Consider the following 17,287-nt stretch of genomic DNA (forward strand, 5'->3'; position numbering starts at 1 on the left):
TACCGAACTCATCTGACCTCTATCGCCCGGTGGCCGGCCGCCGCGGCCAAGTCCGCCACGCGTGCGTGGCGGCGCCGGCTGTCGACGAGGCGATCAGCAGCGCGTCGAGCGCGAACAGCGCCCCGTGCGTGTCGATCGGCGTTAGCGCCAGCTCGGTGAGCCAGGCGGCCAGCACCACGCTGAAGGCGGCGAAGGCCGACCAGTCCGCCCGGGAACGCCGGCGCAGCGCCATGACGAGGGACGGGACGGGGCACAGCAGTCCCACGCTGAGCACGGGCAACAACGCGAAGCCCACGCGCGCGGCCGGCGTGCGCAGCGCCGCACCGGCCACCGCTCCCGCGACGACGAACCTCATGTCCTGCCCCTCCCCGGCGTCTCACGCCCGGCACGTCGAATTCGCCCCTCTGTGACCCGATTCCGGATCCGGTTCCGGTTCAGCCGACGATGGCGACCGGGGCGTCCCACGCGTCACGGTCCACGGTGATCGTGTAACCGCCGCGGGTCTCCTTGCTGTTGACCTGGTACTGGTGACCACGGCTGTGGTTGGTGAACTGGGTGGCGCCCCACGGCCAGTCGGTGGTCGTGGTGTACTTCCCGTCCCACAGCGCGTACCAGAGGTTGCCCGGCAGGTCCGTCTTGTTGGTCGCGGTGGCGATGGCCTTGGCGCTGGAGCTGCTGAAGCCGTAGTAGCCGCCCCGGTAGATCTTGGCGCGCAGTGTCTTGGTGAAGGAGCGCACATATGCCAGCACGGCGTCGTTGCACGCCTTGTCGGTGATGTCGTACGCCTCCATGTCGAGGTAGATCGGGCTGCCGGCCTTCATGCCGAGCGCCGAGGCCTTGGCGACCGCGTCCGCGCCGTCCTTCGCGCCGAGGGAGGTGGCCGTGGCGGCGGTGATCTTCTCGGGGCTGGAGCCCGTCTGGCAGGGCGGCTGGGCGCCGACGTAGAGCGGGATCAGCTTCCAGCCGAGCGTGTTGACCGACTTCACCCAGGAAGCGGTCAGGTTGGGCTGCGCGCAGCCCCGGTTCTTGCCACCGACGTAGACGGCGGCGCCGCCGTAGTACCCGTCGGTCTTCCAGGCCTTCATCGCGGCCGACGACGGTGCCGTGCAGGCGTCGAAGGCGCGGCCGGTGTAGGTCTTCTGGGCGGGCCAGGTGGTGGCCGCCATCGAGGTCTGCGCCGCTATCCCGGCCCCCGCGAGCACGGCCGCTCCGGCCACGCCCCACGTGATGTATCTGCGCTTCCTGGACTGCCGGTGCTCGGCCATCCCCACCCCATCGTCTGTCTGTAGTACGACCTTCACCCGCGCGTACGCCGTTCGTCCGTACACGCGAGGATGTGGCCGCATATGCCTGTGTCAGGCTGAAGTCCCTGATTCGTTGCGACGATACGGTGTCGACTCGACGTCCCGTACCGGGCGGATCGCACCGTAACCCGCGCCACCCCAGCGATCGGGAAAAACGGCTCCCCCATAGCTACAAGATTCGCCCACGTCACAGTAAAGAGGCGAAGGCCTGGAGGGACGCACCGGTGCCCTACCCTGTCCCTCTGCTTACTTGGGGGGCGACATGACGATGCCGACGACATCGACGGCGACGGGCGTACAGAGACGACTCGCGGGCGGCTGGGCCCAACGGCTCGCCTGGGGGTTCCTGGTGTGGGGTTCGCTGGGCCTGCTGATCTGGGTCCCCTTCCTCTACATCGCGATCCGCCGCGGCCTCTCCTCCGACTGGGCGGCCTTCGCCTCGTTCGCGCTGTACGAGTGCGTGACCCTGCCCTGGGCGATCGTCACGGCGGACGGCGACGGGGATCCGTACCTCGGCATCACGGTCGTGGTGGGCCTGCTGACGGCCACGGGCCTGCTTCTGTTCGCGATGTTCGACAAGGCCCTCCCGGCGAACGGGCCCGCCTACACCACTCCTGCACCCCCGCAGGGCCAGCCGTACCAGCAGGGCTACCCGTACGGGCGGTAGAACCGGCGCCCGCCGGAAGAGGGGCGGCGAAACGCCGGCAGAGGGGCGCGGATCCGCAGCCGCCGACGACGGCTCCGGCACGGCGTGGGCAACCGCGCGCGCCCACCTCGTCCAGGAGCCTGCACCGACAAGCACCCGGCCTTCAACTCACACCGCACCGAGTCAGTCGCGTGGAACCGCCGAGAGCACCGCTGCCAGTTCACGGCTGTAGTTGTCGCAGAGGTCCAGCAGCTCGCGCCCCGTCGCTGACGCCAGCAGGTCGGGGCCGTCGGCAGCGGTGAGGATCCCCTCGTGGCACCGGCCCTCGACTTCGAGATTCCGAGTGGCGAAATAGCCCGCGTTGTAGGCGCGGAGAGGTTCGGCGACATTCCCGAGGTACCGCTCGCGTTCCTCCTCCCCCGGCACCACTGTCAACGTATCGCGCAAGTACACGTCGAGATAGTCGGCCAGTTCTCGAGTGCGGACGACGAGAGCGTCTGTCTGGGCCTCACTCATCTCGCCCAGCGCCTCACTCGCCAGCATCCAACCGCTGATGGCCTCCAACTGGAAGTTCTCAGGCAGCTGCGGATCGACTTCGGACTCGAACAGTGGCGCCTCACTGAATCGATCGAGCGCCTGCTGGAAAGCATCGTTAGGCTCACCATTCAGCTGTGCTGCGCCTTGGCGAAGGAGAACCGCGAGCGCTGTCGGATCGACGCCCCATTCCTCTGGCATGGGGATGTCTGTCAGAGGCGCCTGCAACCGGCGCAGCGCGAAGAACACAGCCTGGTGCCGCTGGGCCCGGTCCATCCTTCGAATCTGCGCTGTCAAAATCCCGTCGAACCGCCAGTCCATTGGGCTCCCCTCACAGTCATCGGTGTTCCAGAAAGCAGTGCCCATGACCAGGACCCGCGCGCCTGACAATGGCTGACAAAACAAGCTGAGTTGCCGGTGGGTGAAGAGCCAGCAGGCGAGTCTGAGGAACGGCCACCTCGCTCCCGCCCGCGACATGACCGCGGTCACCTTGTGGGCCTGGGTGCCCGTAGCGCCCGGCACCGAGTTGGTGATCTCGTCGCCCACGCGCACCCGGTCGATGGCCTTCGTCGTGCCGTCGGCCATCAGCACCCGGGTCGAACCGGTGAAACTGTGCGGCATCGGGCAACCTGAAGCTCTCCCCCCGCCTCGTCAGAGAGTGACTGAGAACTTTCAGGGTGACCTTCGGAAGGGTGACGGTGGGATCGTCGGCAACGGACAGAGCTCCCATACCGTTGGGAGAGGTGTCCGGATCTCAACTCTCGGACTTTGGAGCCCTGTTGGCCCCAAATCCTGGCGCACTCGACCTGCCGCAGCATTACCGATCGTCACCCGTGAGGGTGACCGACGCTGCAAACTCCGGCCGTCCGAGCGTGCGGTGACCGCTCTGGTATACCTGCGTCGGCATCACCCCCTGGCCCAACTCCCCGCGGTTTTCCGCATTTCCGTCGGCACCGCCCACGCGTACGTCACCAGCGTCGTCGAGCACCCGGCCAACACGGCACCGGGCCTGTTGAAGGTCCTACGCGAGACGAACCCCGACTACGTTCTCGTGGACGGCACGCTCGCCCAGTGCGACCGGGTCGGCGACGGGCGCTCGGACCATACGACGAAGCACAAGCGACACGGTGTGAACGTGCGGGTCATCACGGACCCAGTCGGTCGCACCCTGTGGCTCCCGTCCGCCATGTCCGGCCGAATACACGACCTGACCGTCGCCCGCACCCACAAGATCATCAGGATCTGCGAGTGCCAGGGCGTCCCCGTCCTCGCCGACATGGCCTACATCGGCGCGGACGAGTGGGTCACCACCCCAAAGCGTCGGCCGCTCCAGGGCGAGCTCACCCCGCCCGGACAGACGGCCAACCGATCCTTGTCCGCCGCCCGCGCACCCGTCGAACGAGGAATCGCCCACCTGAAATCCTGGCGAATCTCCCACCGAACCCGATGGAGCCCCAACCGCATGACGTCAATCCCAAGGCCGTTCTCACCCTGGAGCGGCATCGCCAAGACTCTCACTGAACCTCTTTCATCCTGGGGTCTGAGGAGTGAAACAGGCTGGTCAGCGTGGTGGTGACGTAGCGAAGCCCCTCGTCGTTGGTGTGGTGATCTCACTCAACACGCCGACGGCCGGGGGCTTCGTTGGTTCCGTATCCTTCCATGCTCGACGTCCCGTACGAGCTGGTCGAGCATGTCTCCTGGCTCGTCTACACCCGAAGGCGTGAACTTCGCTCACCATGGCGGAAGTTGAGCTGCTTCAAGCAGGCCCTGCTGGCACTGGCCCACCTGCGGAAGAACGAGACGTTCGCACAGATCGGCGCCGGTTTCGGGGTGTCGGAAGCGACGGCCTGGCGCTACGTCGACGAGACGCTTGAGGTCCTGGCCGCCTGGGCGCCGGGCCTGCACGAGGCCCTGGTCGGGCTGGGCGAGGGCGACTTCGTCATCGTCGACGGGACGCTCATCCCGACCGACCGCATCAAGGCGGACGAGCCTTACTACTCCCAGAAGCACCGCAAGCACGGCATGAACGTACAGGTCATCGCGGCCCCGGACGGCACACCACTGTGGTTCTCACGCGCGACACCAGGACGTACCCATGACCTCACCGCGGCCCGCGCCCACGGCATCATCCAAGCGTGCCTGACCCGACAGATCCTCGTCCTCGCGGACCGGGCCTACCAGGGTGCCGGCGCCACTGTCCGCACCCCCTATTACCACCACAACGAACAGCCCGAGCACTACCAGGAGTTCAACCGTGACCACGCCCGGCTGCGGGCTCCCGGCGAACGCGCCTTCGCGCAGCTGAAGTCCTGGCGACTCTTACGGCGAGCCCGATGTTCCACCCGGCGTATTGGCACCGCCGTCCAAGCCATCCACACACTCTTGACCTGCGACTATTCAGGATGAAAGAGGTTCACTGTTCGACCCACGTGAACCGATTCCACACCTTTTCTCTGTCTGCAGCCTCGACGAGAACTTGGACACCCATAGGTCGAGGCAACAGACAGCCTTTCGGCCAGGAGATCTCCTCCCCGGCTACATCGATCTGGACATCCTCAGAATCGTCGGAAATCTGGATCAAGCACTGCCCCAAACATCCCTTGCCTCAGTGGCGCCTAGCTCCCATACCCTCATGACAGGGATAGCGTCGTCGCCGTTCTCCTCACAGAAGACGAGGCGAGGACTTCACTACCTACCTCACTCAGCATGCGTACGTTCCCTTGGAGAGTTCAGAATCGATCCATCGAGCCGCGCGGTGCGAAGTTTCCAGCAGCGACGGCATGATCCGAACGGAGGTTACGTCGAATCCCCTGGCCGACATTGCATCCTACAGGATCGAATATCTTCCTCCACTTGCGAAACTTTCAACCTCAACTACTGCCGCCAGACACCAGAGGACCAGTGGAAATAAATCCATGGCCCTCTGGGACTGTTGCGTCATAGGGCATCAGCAGATGATAGCCGCAAGCTCTTCGCGCGATTTTCCCGCCGTCTGCTACGAAAGGCTTCCCCAGTCAATCACCGGATCTTCGACGAAGTCCACCACAGGGGCCCTGTCAAGCCGCTGACCGTTCGCTTCCCCTGATACCCAGCCGATGCAGCTAGGGCGGTTCCCGTTCCCTGAAAGGCAGAATTCTTCGAGCGCGGCGCGAACTCGATCAAGTGGAATCGCGCTAGCCGGGTCATGAAAAAGAGGGTAGCCAGGGTCTGATACAACGCGCGGGTCGACGGAAGGCGGATGGGGATTATCGGAAATCCAAACAGATTTATGGACCTCATCCACCCTGGACCTGTCGCCGTCGACAAACCAGATGAGACTCCCATATCCCGTCCGCCTGTTGACTGCCACGCGCAGATGGTTATCCGCCACTCGATGTTCATTGCTGTGTCGCTCGCTCGCCATGGAAAACCACGCATCACTTCCCGGAGTGTAGGTTCGCCCCTCTCCGCTCTCGCCGGGAAGGCTCTCCATGACGCTCGAAATTATGCGGACCTTTTCCTCCACAGACTCACCATAGGTCCAAATGCCATTAAAGAAGGCGCTCAGTATCACTGCTACCACTCATTCCAGAGGATCTGCGAGGCCGCGCAGTGGAATATTTTCCATATCCCCTGCCGCATTCCTGAACCACACATTCAACGTCGAGCCTCTAGGGAGGACGGCCTTGACGGCCGATTCGCACGCTAGCGTGCCGCTACAGGGGCCGCTGGCGTGGTTTATGACAACGTCCACCGATTTCATGCCAGCATTTCGCATGCTCCATGCTAGTTTCGTCTCAACGTGACTCACAGATGGGTGCATTCCAGATGGCGGGTTGCTGATGTGAGGGGAATCTGTGAGGAACTTGTCAATGTCTTCAGAGGCCGAAGTGTGTCCACTCTGAAAGGGTTTCCCGACCTTCGAAACCCCGTCGTCTCCAAACTTTACGACCTGCCCGACCGTCTTGTCCCCAGAGCCTCGAACCGGGAGGCCGTCGGCAACGTCTCCTACCGAGTCGCAGTTGTGGACGAGGACCGGCGTGTCCCCGGCCTCCACATAATAGGTGTGGAGGGTGCCGATGGTGAGGTCGTATGTGGTGGTGTTCGCGTGGTACAGGCGTACATCAGTGACCTGGGCCGTGCCCGTCGGCGTCTGGAGGACGTCGCCGGACTTCAGGTCCTTGGCCTCGACGAAGGCGGACCGGGTCTTGTCGTAGAAGGGGTGGTGGAAGGTCGTCTGGAGGTGAGCGTCGTCCTGCGTGGCCGCTCCGGCGACCGTGCTGACCGCCGCCACCGGCTGGGTAGCCGGCGCCTTGGCGTCACCCTGGCCGTGGCCGGCCGAGAGAGCGCCCAGCACCGCCGCCGACGCCGCCAGGCCGAACGCCGCCTTGCGTGCGACCTTCTTGCCGAGAGACCTCACTCCGGCCTTCTTCGCACCGGACCTCTCAGCGGCCTTCTTCGCGCCGGACTTTCCAGCGGCGTTCCCAGCGGCCTTGGCCGCCGTCGCCTTCACCGTCACGTCCACGAAGTCGTGGTCGGTGTGGGTCACGATGACAGTGGTCACCGTGTGGGCCTGCGTTCCCGTCGCGCCCGGCACCGAGTTGGTGATCTCGTCGCCCACGCGCACCCGGTCGATGGCCTTCGTCGTGCCGTCGGCCATCAGCACCCGGGTCGAACCCGTGAAGCTGTGCGGCATCGGGCAGCCCGGACCGGACTCATCCGCATGTGACTGCGACCTGGACCCCGCGCCCTCCGAGTCCGCCCGCGAAGTCGCCGCCTCGGTCGCATCCGTGGCCGCTGTCTCCTCGGCCTCCGTCGCACCCTTGCCGAAGAGGCCGCCGACGACCTTCATCGCCTTCGGAGCCGCCTTGGCCAGCAGCTTGCCGCCGATCTTGCCCAGAGCGCCGCCCAGCGCTCCGGCGATCGCACCCGTCACCGCCGCGCCCGCGAAGGCGCCACCGGAGCAGTCGTCGCCGCCGTTCTCCGCGCACGCGAAGCCCTGCTCCACCAGGGAACCGACCGCGCCCGCCGCCGCGGCGCAGCCGATCGAGCCGACGCCGGCGGTCAGGGCCTCGCAGCCCGCGAACACCGCCGTCGAGATCACGAAGGAGGTGATCGCGGCCGCGTGGTGCTTGGCGTAGGTCACGGTGGCCTTCGCCGCCTTGACCGTGGCGTGGTACGCCGTCCTCGAAGCGGACGCCACCGCGTGGGCGGCCTTCTTCACGGCGTGGGTGACCTTCTTCGCCGCCTTCTTGACGGTGTGGACGACGCGGTGCACCGCCTTCGACGCCTTGTGATAGGCGGTATGGACGGCATGGACCACGCGGCGGGCCGCGCGTTTCACCTTCCGGGCCGTGTAGTGGTAGACGCGGCGCACCACCCGCACCGTCGCGTGGTATACGTCCCGCACGTGGTGGACCACCTTGTGGGCCGCGTGCTTCACCGCGTGGACGACCTTGCGGGCCACGTGCTTGGCCGCGTGGTAGACCTTCTTCGCCGCGTGCTTCACCGTCTTGGCAACCTTGTGGACGGTCTTCTTCGCGCCGCAGACCACGTCGTACCAGGAGCAGTTGCCCGACTCGTCCGTGCCCGCCATCGGGTTGTCGTCGACGTACGCGAAGGGGTTCGCGGAGACCGAGTTCGGGACCGGGTTCAGCGACACGCTGTCCTTGTTGAGGAAGACGCCGGTGCCCGGGTCGTACCAGCGGGACGCCGTGCCCACGTCACCGGTGCCGGGTTCGGTCCAGCCGGACTGGAAGCCGAGGTGGCCGGTGACCGTGTTCGTCGGAGAGACCACCTTGCCCAGCGGGTCGTAGGACGCCGAGCCCGCCAGCGTCGTCGCGCCGGAGGTGAAGGAGCCGACCACGTCGTTGTGCTGGTCGGTCAGGGCCAGGACCCCTGTGCCACCGGTGCTCTTGACTCCGACCAGGCCGCCGCCCGGGTCGAACGTGTACGTGTCGTCCCCGTCGGAGGCGATGGTGTTGCCCGCGCCCGAGTAGGCGAAGGTGCGGGTCGTGCCCGTCGACGTGACGCGGTCCGTGATGTTGCGGCCGGTCGCGTCCAGCGTGTAGGACTGCTCGCCCGCGACGATCTGCCCGCCGAAGGCGTCCGTCTTGTACGCGACCGTCCCGCCGGCCGTCGAGGACTCCTGGGTCATCGTGCCGCGCGCCGAGTACGTGTAGCTGTGCGTGCCGTCCGAGGTAAGTTCGTCGCGCTCGTCGTAGGTGTAGACGTCCGCGCCGTTGCGGATGCGGTTGCCCGAGGCGTCGTAGGCGTACGCGGTCGTGGTGGACCCGTTGTTCCACGACGTCAGGCGGTTGGCCCAGTCGTAGCCGTAGGTGTTCGCCGACGCGCCCGAAACGCCCGTCGTCGTCTTCGACGTCAGGTTCCCGTTCGCGTCGTAGCCGTAGGCGAAGCTCGCCATCGTCGAGGCGCCCTGGACGAGGACGTCGTTCGTGAGCTCGTGCGCGTTGTTGTAGGTGAAGGTGCGTGTCTGGCCCGTCGAGCCGTACCTGACCGTCTTGACATCGCTCAACTGGTCGTAGGTGTACGTCAGTCGGTTGCCGGTCACCGGGTCGTCCAGGGAGGACAGGCGACCCGCCGTGTCATAGCCGTAGGTCGTCGTGCCGGCGGCGTCGGTTCGGGAGGTGACGTTCGAGTCGTCGTTGTAGGCGAAGCTCGACGTGCCCGCGGATCCCGACGTCGTCAGCAGGTCGCCGCGGTCGTCGTAGGTGAACGCGTCGTGCGTGGCGTCCTGGTGGTCGGCCGCGCCGGCGATGCCGGCCTCGTCGGTGTCGGCCGACAGCACTCGGCCCTCGGCGTCGTAGGTGAAACTGCGCTTCGCGGTGGCCGCGTCCGCGCCCGCGCCGGACATCGACTTCAGCCGCCCGACGTTGTCGTACGTCATCGACGTCGTCGTGTCGCCGGGGAGCGTGGCGCCCGTCAGTTGTCCGTCGGAGTCGTAGGCGAACGTCGTCGTGGAGTCGGCGGCCGAGGTGTGCTGGGCCGTGGCCGGTTCGGTGATCTTCTCCTGCTGTCCCCACGGGGTGTACGCGTAGCGCCAGGAGTTGCCGCGGCCGTCGGTGAAGCGGGTGCGATTGCCGGCCGCGTCGTAACCGAAGGTCGTCGTGATCGACGTCGAGGCGTCGACCGGCTGTATCTCCTGGGTGACCGTGCCGGCCGCGTCGTAGGTGAAGTGGCTGGTGTGGCCGCGGGCGTCGGTGGCGGCGGTCAGGTTGCCGACGCCGTCGTAGGCCTGCGAGGTCGCCCACAGCTGGACGTTGTTCGCGTCGTACGCGCGCGTGGTCGTCGGGTCGCCGGCCGCGTTGTAGTCGGTCTGGGTCCAGGTGTTGTCGGGCAGGATCGTCTTCTGCCGGTTGCCCTCGAAGTCGTAGGTGTAGCGGGTGGTGTTGCCCGCGCCGTCGGTGACCGAGGTGACGTCACCGGCCCGGTTGTAGGCGTAGGACGACGTCACCCCGCCCGGCGAGGTGGTCGAGGAGGCGTGCGCCCCGTAGGGGTTGCCGGTGGTGACCGCGTAGGACGTGGTGCTCGTCAGGGTCCTCGTCGACGGACGGCGCTCCATCGTCGTCGAGGTGACCTGGCGGCCGAGGAAGTCGTACGTGGCCTGCGCCTGGGCGCCGGTGCCGTCGGTCGCGGAGAGCTGGTCGCCGTCGGCGTCGTAGACGGCGTGCGTCTTCGTCCCGTCGGCGTCCGTGACCTGGGCGACATCGCCCAGCTGGTCGTAGAGGTAGGAGGAGGTCTTCCCGCCGGGGGAGGTGACCGAGGTCTGGTTGCCCTCGCTGTCGTACGTCCACACCGTGGTGCCCGCGTTGGGAGCGGACGCGCCCGCCGGGGTGTACGCGGGGAGGGTCTCGGAGACCTTGTTGCCCTCTGCGTCGTAGACGGTCGTCGTGACCAGGCCGTCCGGGTCCTGCTCCTCGACCCCCTCGCCGAACGTGTTGAAGCCGCTGGTGGTGACGGGACGGACGGTGGAGGCGGCGGTGCCGTCGGGCTCGGCCTGGACCGCCGGCGCGGTGGTGACCGCGAGGTTGCCGGCCTCGTCGTAGGCGTAGTCGGTGGTGTGCTGTTCGGCGTCCGTCATGGACGTCGGCAGGCCGCGCCGGTCGTAGGTGTACCGGGTGGTCTGGGCGTCGGAGGAGCCGACCGTGCCACCGCTGCGGCCCTTGCCGTAGAGGGAGGTCACATCGGTCGCGGAAAGCGCCCGCTGGTAGACCTGCACGTCGCCGACCTCGCCGTTGACGACGTCGGAGGTGGCGCCCCCGGCCGTCTTCGCGCCGCCGACGGACAGCGGTCCGGTGCCGGTCCACGGCGAGGTGTTCGTGGCGGAGCCCGCTTGTGCGCCGTTGACGTACAGCTTCATCGAGCCGTTGCCCGAGTCGAAGACGCCGACCAGGTGGGTCCACGTGTTCAGCGGCGCGGCCGTGGACGCGGTGGCGTCGTAGAACGCGGACGGCGAGGCCACGTCGGAGCCCGCGGCGTGGAAGCGGAAGGCGTTGTCGGTCTTGGAGTACTGCAGGTAGAAGGAGGCCCGGTTGGCACCGCCCTGGGCGACGAAGGTGCGGAAGGTGGAGGCGTCGGCGAGGTTCACCCACGCGGAGACCGTGTAGGAGGCGGTGGTGTCCAGGACGGGGCTGTTCGTGGCGACGACGTCACCCGTGCCGGTCGTCGTGCCCGCGAACTTCGCCGCGTCGTCCGCCCAGGTGACCCCGGGGCCCGCGGTGGCCGTGTTCCCGGTGCCGGAGGCGTCCGTGACGGAGCGGCCGCCGGTCTGGTTCAGCTTCCACCAGGCGGCCGGGTGGCCGGAGGCGTCCCCGTACAGCGTCTCGGCGAGCAGGTTGCCCATGTCGTCGTAGCTGTTGGTGGTGGTGCGGTCGTAGCCGGAGGAGTCGTGGTCGTTCTCGGAGGCAACCTGGTCGTCCGGGGTGTACGACACGGTCGTCACCCGGTCCACGCCGGTCGGGTCCAGTTCGGTGGACGTGGTCCGGGACGCCGCGTCGACGGTGTACCTGCTGACCGTCTCGCCGTTGTCGGTGGTCTGCTGGGTGAGGTTGCCGGCCGCGTCGTAGACGTCCGATTCGAGCGTGTAGGTGCTGTTGCCGTCGGCGCTGGTCCGCTTCACCGTCGAGGTCAGACCGTCGTCGGTGTAGGTGTACGCGGTGGTGTTGCCCATCGCGTCGGTGATGGACGCGAGCCGTCCGGCCGGGTCGTAGGCCCGGGAGGACTCGGTGAGGAGCACCGCCGGCTGCGGGTCCACCGGGTCGCCCGTGTACATCAGGCCCTGGGTGAGCAGGTCGCCGTTGTCGTCGTAGGTGTACCGGGTCTCGGTGCCGGCGGTCGTCACCTCCTTGGTCTTGTTGCCGGAGGTGTCGTAGGTGTACGTCGTCGTGTTGCCGTTGGCGGCGCCCTCGGCCGCGTTGGCGTCGGACTCGGTCAGGACCCGGTCGTAGGCGTCGTAGGTCCAGTTCTGCGTGCGGGAGTGGTCGCCGCCGCTCGCGTCGGCCACCGTCTGCGAGATGACGTCGCCGTCGTCGTCGTACACGGAGCTGGTGACGGCGGCGTGGGTGGCGCCGGTGACACGGTCGGTGAGCTGCGGGTCGTGCTCCTCGAGCACCTGCCCCGCGGTGTCGTAGACGTACGACGTCACCAGGCCTGCCGGGTAGGTGTCGGAGACGACCTTCTGGGTGAGGACCTGGCCGAGGCCGTCGAAGGTGTACGAGGTGACGAGTCCGGCGGCGTCCGTCGTGGAGGCGACGTCACCGTTCTTGAGGTACGCCACCTGGTTGACGGCGCCGCCGGGCGAGACGGTCTTCACCGGCAGGCCCTTGGGGACCACCCCGCCGTCGGCGGACGGGTAGGTGCTGGTGCCGTCGCTGTAGACGGTGGTCGTGGAGCGCCCGGACGGGAAGCCCGGGACGGCCGGGCCGGTGATCGCGGTCTGATTGCCGGCCGTGTCGTAGGTGAACGAGGTGAGGTACGTGGTGTCGGTGGCCGAGGCGGACCGGCCGTCGCGCTCGGTCAGCAGCTGGTCGTTGCGCGGGTCGGCGGTGGTCAGCTGCGCTGTCGTGTCGTCGGGGTAGTACGTGTAGTACTCGGTGTTGCACTTGTTCGCGGCCTGGTCCTGGCAGGACGTGGACGAGACCACGTTGCCGCGCACGTCGTGACCGGTGATGGTCATCGCGCCGTTCGGATCGGTCACGGTGTGCTCGAAACCGGCCGAGTCATAGCCGAAGCTGGTCTTGTTGCCGAGGCCGTCGGTCTCGGTGAGGGCGCGGTTGTTGTTGGTGACGTCGTACGTGTACTTCAGGACCGCGGTGGTCGGGGAGGTCACGGTCACCGTCTCGACCGGGAGCAGGCCCGTGGAGTTCTTCGCTGCCTCGTAGCTCTGGGTGACGTCCGCGGCGGAGAGCTGCGAGCGGAACAGCGCGACCTCGGCGATGGAGCCCTTGAAGCGGGTCGCGTACCCGGTGTTGGAGGTGGAGCTGGTGTGCGCCTCGTCCGGCCAGTTGCCGCCGTTGAAGCCCGCGCCGACGTACGTGTACGGCTGTCCGGTCATCGCGGCGGTGCCGGTCTGGGTGCCGACGAGGGCGCCGTCGAGGTAGACGGACTGGCTGGTGGTGCTGGTGGAGAGGACGACCTGGTGCCACTTGCCGTCGGTGACCGCGGCGGCGGAGACGAGCGGCTTGGTGGAGCCGCCGGAGAAGTAGAACTCGCCGTGCAGCTTGCCGCTGGTGCCGACGTAGAGGACCGGCGTGTAGCTCGTCGCCGTGGTGCCCGCGCTCAGCGGGTCCTTGCTCGCACCGAGCAGCACGCCGCCCGCCGTGGTCGTCTTGAACCACATGCTCGTCGACTCCGCGCCCGAGCCGGGCACCGAGCCGTTCGGCAGGGCCAGCGAGGAGGTGGTCCCGTCGAAGGCCGCGGCCTTCTGGTCGCTGAAGGGACCGGCCGAGCCGAGGGTGACCGCGCTGTACGTGCCGTCTCCGCCGCGCACCTGGTCGACGGCGGTGGTCGCGCCCGCGGCCTCGCCGAGCCGGAAGTACTCGCTCGGCGCCCCGCCGAGCACCGCGCCCCGGTAGGTGTCGCTGGAGCCGGAGACGGTGGGGGCGCCCAGCACCCAGGTTCCGCCGTTCTCGTCCGTCATCCGGTTGAGCACGGTGGAGTTGGTGTCGTACGTCATCGCCGCGTACGTCTTGCCGGAGGGCCGCTTGACCGAGGTCAGCAGGGACTCGCTGTGCGTGCCGTACGTGTAGAGCGCGCTGACGTCGGCGGCGACGAGCGGGCGGCTGTACCAGCCGACGTCGGCGATGGAGCCGTTGAAGTACGTGGCGTGGCCGTCGTCGTCGGAGTACGTCGGATGGTCGGGCCAGCTGCCGCCGAGGAAACCGGTGCCGAGGTAATTGAAGGACTGGTTCTTGCCGAAGGCGGTCGCGCTCTTGATGGAGACGGTGCCGGTGCGTGAGCCGACCTTGGCGTTGTCCAGGTAGAGCGACTGGGAGTTGCCCGCCGCGGACAGCACGACGTGGTGCCACTTGCCGTCGGCGACGGACGCCGGGGTCACGATCGGGTTGATGCCGCCGCTGTACCAGAACTCGGCGTTGAGCTTGCCGTCCGAGCCGACGTAGATCGACGGCGTGTAGAAGCCGGACGCCTGGCCCGAGCCGATGGGCTGGGAGGCGTAGGAGTAGAGCACGCCGGGTCCGGCTGACGTCTTGAACCAGAGCGAGAGCGCGCCCGAGTCGGTGTCGTTGCCGAGGTTCTTCGGCAGGGACACGTCGGAGGTGGTGCCGTTGAAGGTGGCCGCCTTCGAGGAGGAGCCGGTCAGCGGGCCGCCGCTCTGGCCGACGCCGACGTTCTCGTACGTCGCGTTCGTCGTGCCCTCGTTGGCGAGGACGGCGTCCTTGGCGCTGGTGCCGGAGGTCTCCGACAGCGGCCAGAAGGTGTGCGGGTCGAGGTCGAGCGCCGCGTTCTGGTAGCCGGAACCGGTGGTGTAGCCGTAGACCGTGCACTTGGTGGCCGACAGCGGGGTGCACACCTTGGTGAGCTGGTCGCCGGTGTAGCCGTAGGTCCAGGTCTGGACCGTGGCCTGGTCCCCGGCCGTCACCGGGTCGGTCACCACGGTCGCCACGTGCGCGGCGAGCGCGCCGGACGGGGTGGACCAGGTGAGGCCGAGGGAGCGGCCGGAGACCGCCGAGGTCATCTTGGTGATGTGGGCGGGGGCGCCGGTCCAGGTGAGGTTCAGCGCCCGGCCGTTGGCGTCCGTCACGGATGTCAGTCCGTAGGCTCCGGACCCCAGGGACTGGGTGAAGGTGTAGAGGGTGTCGTCCTTGTCGGTCAGCGTGTAGCCGCCGGTGACCGTCTTGAAGGTGGCGAACCGCCCGTTGCCCGGGGTGAAGGTGCCGTCGCTGTTCTTTCCGTAGCCCGCCTGGGAGCCGTCCGGGTAGGTGACCTGCACGCTCGCGACCACGCCGGCCGCCGTGTACTGCTCGGTCGCCCGTGCGTCGAAGATGCTCGACCAGCCCGAGCCGAACGCGCCCGTCCAGCGCGGGTCACGGGAGTTGTAGTCACGGTCCACGTCGAGGGACGGGCCGACCGTGGAGACGGAGGCGTCGGTGTCCGAGGTGGTGTAGTTGCCGATCGACGCGTCGAACCCGTGGTCGCTGCTGTTCTGCGAGAGTCCCGAGGTGATGACGGTCTGCGGGACCTGGACCGATATCTGGTAGGGGTCGGCCGGTGAGTAGAGCGCCGTGGCGGCGTCGTACGCCTGGACGGTCCAGCTGTAGTTCTTGCCCCAGGCGAGCTTGCCCGCCGGGACGGTCCAGTCGCCCGTCGCCACCAGGCCCGAGTCGGCGACCTTGGCGCCGGCGGCATCGAAGACCTGGAAGAGGTACTTGTCGGTGCTGCCGGAGGTGGAGTTGGCGCCACCGGCCCAGGCGGTGAACTCGGGCGTGGTGGTGCCGACGACCGCGTTGTCCGCCGGGAACTGCTCGTAGAGCTGCGGGGCGGTGTTGCCGGTGTAGGTGACCTCGATCCAGGGGCCCTTGCCAGGGTCGTTGAAGGAGCCGAACTGCTTCCAGTGCAAGGCGTCCGTGGTGGCCGCGTAGACGGCCAGGCCGTGGTCGGCGGTGGTGCCGCTGAGCCAGCCCTGGATCGCGGAAGTGGAGAGAGGGACGCTCACCCAGTCGCCGACGGTGCGGTCGGCGGTGGTGTTCTTGCAGGCGTTGGGGACGGTGGGGGTGGCGCTGCCGATCGACGCCCCCTTGGAGGGCCCGGGGTAGCTGGTGACGCCCTCAGGCGTCCAGGCGCCGGTCACGAGCGCGACGTCGAATCGTTCCGGCACCTGGCAGGTGGAGGCCCACGTGTCGAAGAGGTGCAGCGTCGCGGCGGTGACGGTCGCTCCGCTGCCGTCCCACGCGGTGTCCCAGTGATTGACGAAGCTGTTGGCGGCGTGGGCGCCGGAGTCGTAGGAGCCGACCTTGATGGTCTGCTCGTAGGAGTGGTCGACGTTGTTGCCGGTGCCGGACTCTGCGTAGGTGGTGGTCCAGCCGTCCTGGACGGTGGGGTCGACGGTGACGGGGAAGACGCGGTCGGCGCTGTGCAGCCAGGCGCTGTCGAGGGTGATCTCGAGTGCGTAGCCGTCGCCGTCGCGGACGAGGTCGGTGGTGACGGCGTGGGTGGTCGCCGGGTCGCCGGAGCGCCGGTCGACCTTGGAGTCGTAGGCGTACGACGGAGGGATGCGCTCGACGGTCGTGCCGGAGGAGTCCCGCAGGTCGATCCAGCCGCCGGTCGCCCGGACCGGGGTGAGTCCCTGGAGGGTGAGCGGGAAGGTCCAGGTGTTGCCGGCATCCGCGGAGTCGAGGACGACGGACTCCTTCACGCCGGTGGCGGTCGGCGCGAGCAGCAGGTCGGTGGCGGGGAGGACCTCGTCGTACGTGACGGTCGAACCGTCGGCGGTGCCCTCGACCGGGGCCGCGCCCTTCAGGCCGTAGGCAACACGGTGCTTCGTGTCGGTCGCGAGGGAGGTCAACGCGGGGTCGGTGGCCTTGGCGGCGAAGTCGACGTCGACGGAGTTGGCCGCCTCGTGCCAGCGCCCGTCCGGTCCGGCGCGCACATCCACGTCGATGGGCGCCCATCTGCCCTTTCCAGCCTGATAGTTGACAGGAGTCTGGGACATCCGGCGGGTGACGGAACCGTCGGCGTTGTCGTAGGCGGTCTCCGTGCTCGTGGACTTGGTCGCGCTGCGCTTGCTGGTCCTGGTGTCGAATCCGGCACCACCGGCGCTCCGGCCCGCCTTGGTGGCCGGCTTGTGCGCCTGGTAGGCGGGGAGTTCTCCCCTGCCCTTGCCGGGGGCGTGTCCGGAGCCGCGGTGTGCGGTGGTGACGGCCGCGTCGACGCGGTGCCGATGACCGGCCGCGGTGCCGGACTGCTGGTGCGGCAGCTTGCCCCACTGCGGGTCCGTGAACCAGGAGGCCAGGGAAGCCAGGCTCATGCCGGGCAGCTCGATTCGGCCGAACTCCCGTCCCTCGGCGACAGCCTGGTCGGTCGTCAGCATCAGCACGAGAGCGGTCAGCAGGAGCGCGGCGCATCCCCGCAGAGTTCTTCGGGAACGGAACGCTCCGTTCACTCGTCTGACAGGGCGGGGTCGGAGCGTGCCGCGCAGGCGGGACTTACGGCGCGGGCGACGGCTCAGCAGCCGGGGAGGCAGCACGGCAGGACTCCAACAAATCGGAAAACGACACAGAAGCCTGCCGATCTTGCCTGCCGTTAATCATCCATGAACAGCTTTGCGGTGAGGTCTTGCAGCTGCCTT

General features: G+C 67.9%; 6 protein-coding genes and 2 pseudogenes. 3 read left to right on the forward strand and 5 right to left on the reverse strand.

Annotated features, from left to right (window positions below):
- Positions 1–19: 19 nt before the first annotated feature.
- The gene (locus OG802_RS14445; protein WP_329410732.1) at positions 20–355 is read right to left on the reverse strand and encodes a hypothetical protein; all 336 of its coding nucleotides are present in this window, start codon (positions 353–355) and stop codon (positions 20–22) included.
- A 79-nt stretch (positions 356–434) separates the two neighbouring features.
- Positions 435–1,265, reverse strand: a complete 831-nt coding sequence (locus OG802_RS14450) for a glycoside hydrolase domain-containing protein (RefSeq protein WP_329410734.1) — start codon at positions 1,263–1,265, stop codon at positions 435–437.
- A 301-nt stretch (positions 1,266–1,566) separates the two neighbouring features.
- Between OG802_RS14450 and OG802_RS14455 the strand changes: the two genes are divergently transcribed.
- Positions 1,567–1,971, forward strand: a complete 405-nt coding sequence (locus tag OG802_RS14455; protein WP_329410736.1) for a hypothetical protein — start codon at positions 1,567–1,569, stop codon at positions 1,969–1,971.
- 162 nt (positions 1,972–2,133) lie between these two features.
- Here OG802_RS14455 and OG802_RS14460 read toward each other — a convergent pair whose 3' ends face one another.
- Positions 2,134–3,105 (reverse strand): hypothetical protein, encoded by a 972-nt coding sequence (locus tag OG802_RS14460; protein WP_329410738.1) that lies wholly within the window; start codon positions 3,103–3,105, stop codon positions 2,134–2,136.
- Between the two features lie 158 nt (positions 3,106–3,263).
- Between OG802_RS14460 and OG802_RS14465 the strand changes: the two are divergent.
- Together OG802_RS14465 and OG802_RS14470 are read left to right on the forward strand one after the other, a co-directional pair.
- Positions 3,264–4,005: pseudogene (locus OG802_RS14465) on the forward strand (transposase family protein).
- A gap of 80 nt (positions 4,006–4,085) precedes the next feature.
- Positions 4,086–4,890 (forward strand): annotated as a pseudogene (locus tag OG802_RS14470) (IS5 family transposase).
- Positions 4,891–5,479: 589 nt separating this feature from the next.
- On the opposite strand, the gene OG802_RS35950 reads toward OG802_RS14470, so the two are convergent.
- A complete protein-coding gene (locus OG802_RS35950) occupies positions 5,480–5,956 on the reverse strand; it encodes an Imm1 family immunity protein (RefSeq protein WP_443055445.1) in 477 nt (158 codons plus the stop codon).
- 90 nt (positions 5,957–6,046) lie between these two features.
- Positions 6,047–17,029, reverse strand: a complete 10,983-nt coding sequence (locus OG802_RS14475; RefSeq protein WP_329410740.1) for a LamG-like jellyroll fold domain-containing protein — start codon at positions 17,027–17,029, stop codon at positions 6,047–6,049.
- Positions 17,030–17,287: the final 258 nt, after the last annotated feature.

Source organism: Streptomyces sp. NBC_00704 (assembly GCF_036226605.1).
Lineage (GTDB): Bacteria > Actinomycetota > Actinomycetes > Streptomycetales > Streptomycetaceae > Streptomyces.

Coding starts and splice junctions, on each gene's coding strand:
- OG802_RS35950 (WP_443055445.1), bottom strand. CDS start 5,956: ATGGAGAGCCTTCCCGGCGAGAGCGGAGAGGGGCGAACCTACACTCCG.
- OG802_RS14450 (WP_329410734.1), bottom strand. CDS start 1,265: ATGGCCGAGCACCGGCAGTCCAGGAAGCGCAGATACATCACGTGGGGC.
- OG802_RS14475 (WP_329410740.1), bottom strand. CDS start 17,029: ATGCTGACGACCGACCAGGCTGTCGCCGAGGGACGGGAGTTCGGCCGA.
- OG802_RS14460 (WP_329410738.1), bottom strand. CDS start 3,105: ATGCCGCACAGTTTCACCGGTTCGACCCGGGTGCTGATGGCCGACGGC.
- OG802_RS14455 (WP_329410736.1), top strand. CDS start 1,567: ATGACGATGCCGACGACATCGACGGCGACGGGCGTACAGAGACGACTC.
- OG802_RS14445 (WP_329410732.1), bottom strand. CDS start 355: ATGAGGTTCGTCGTCGCGGGAGCGGTGGCCGGTGCGGCGCTGCGCACG.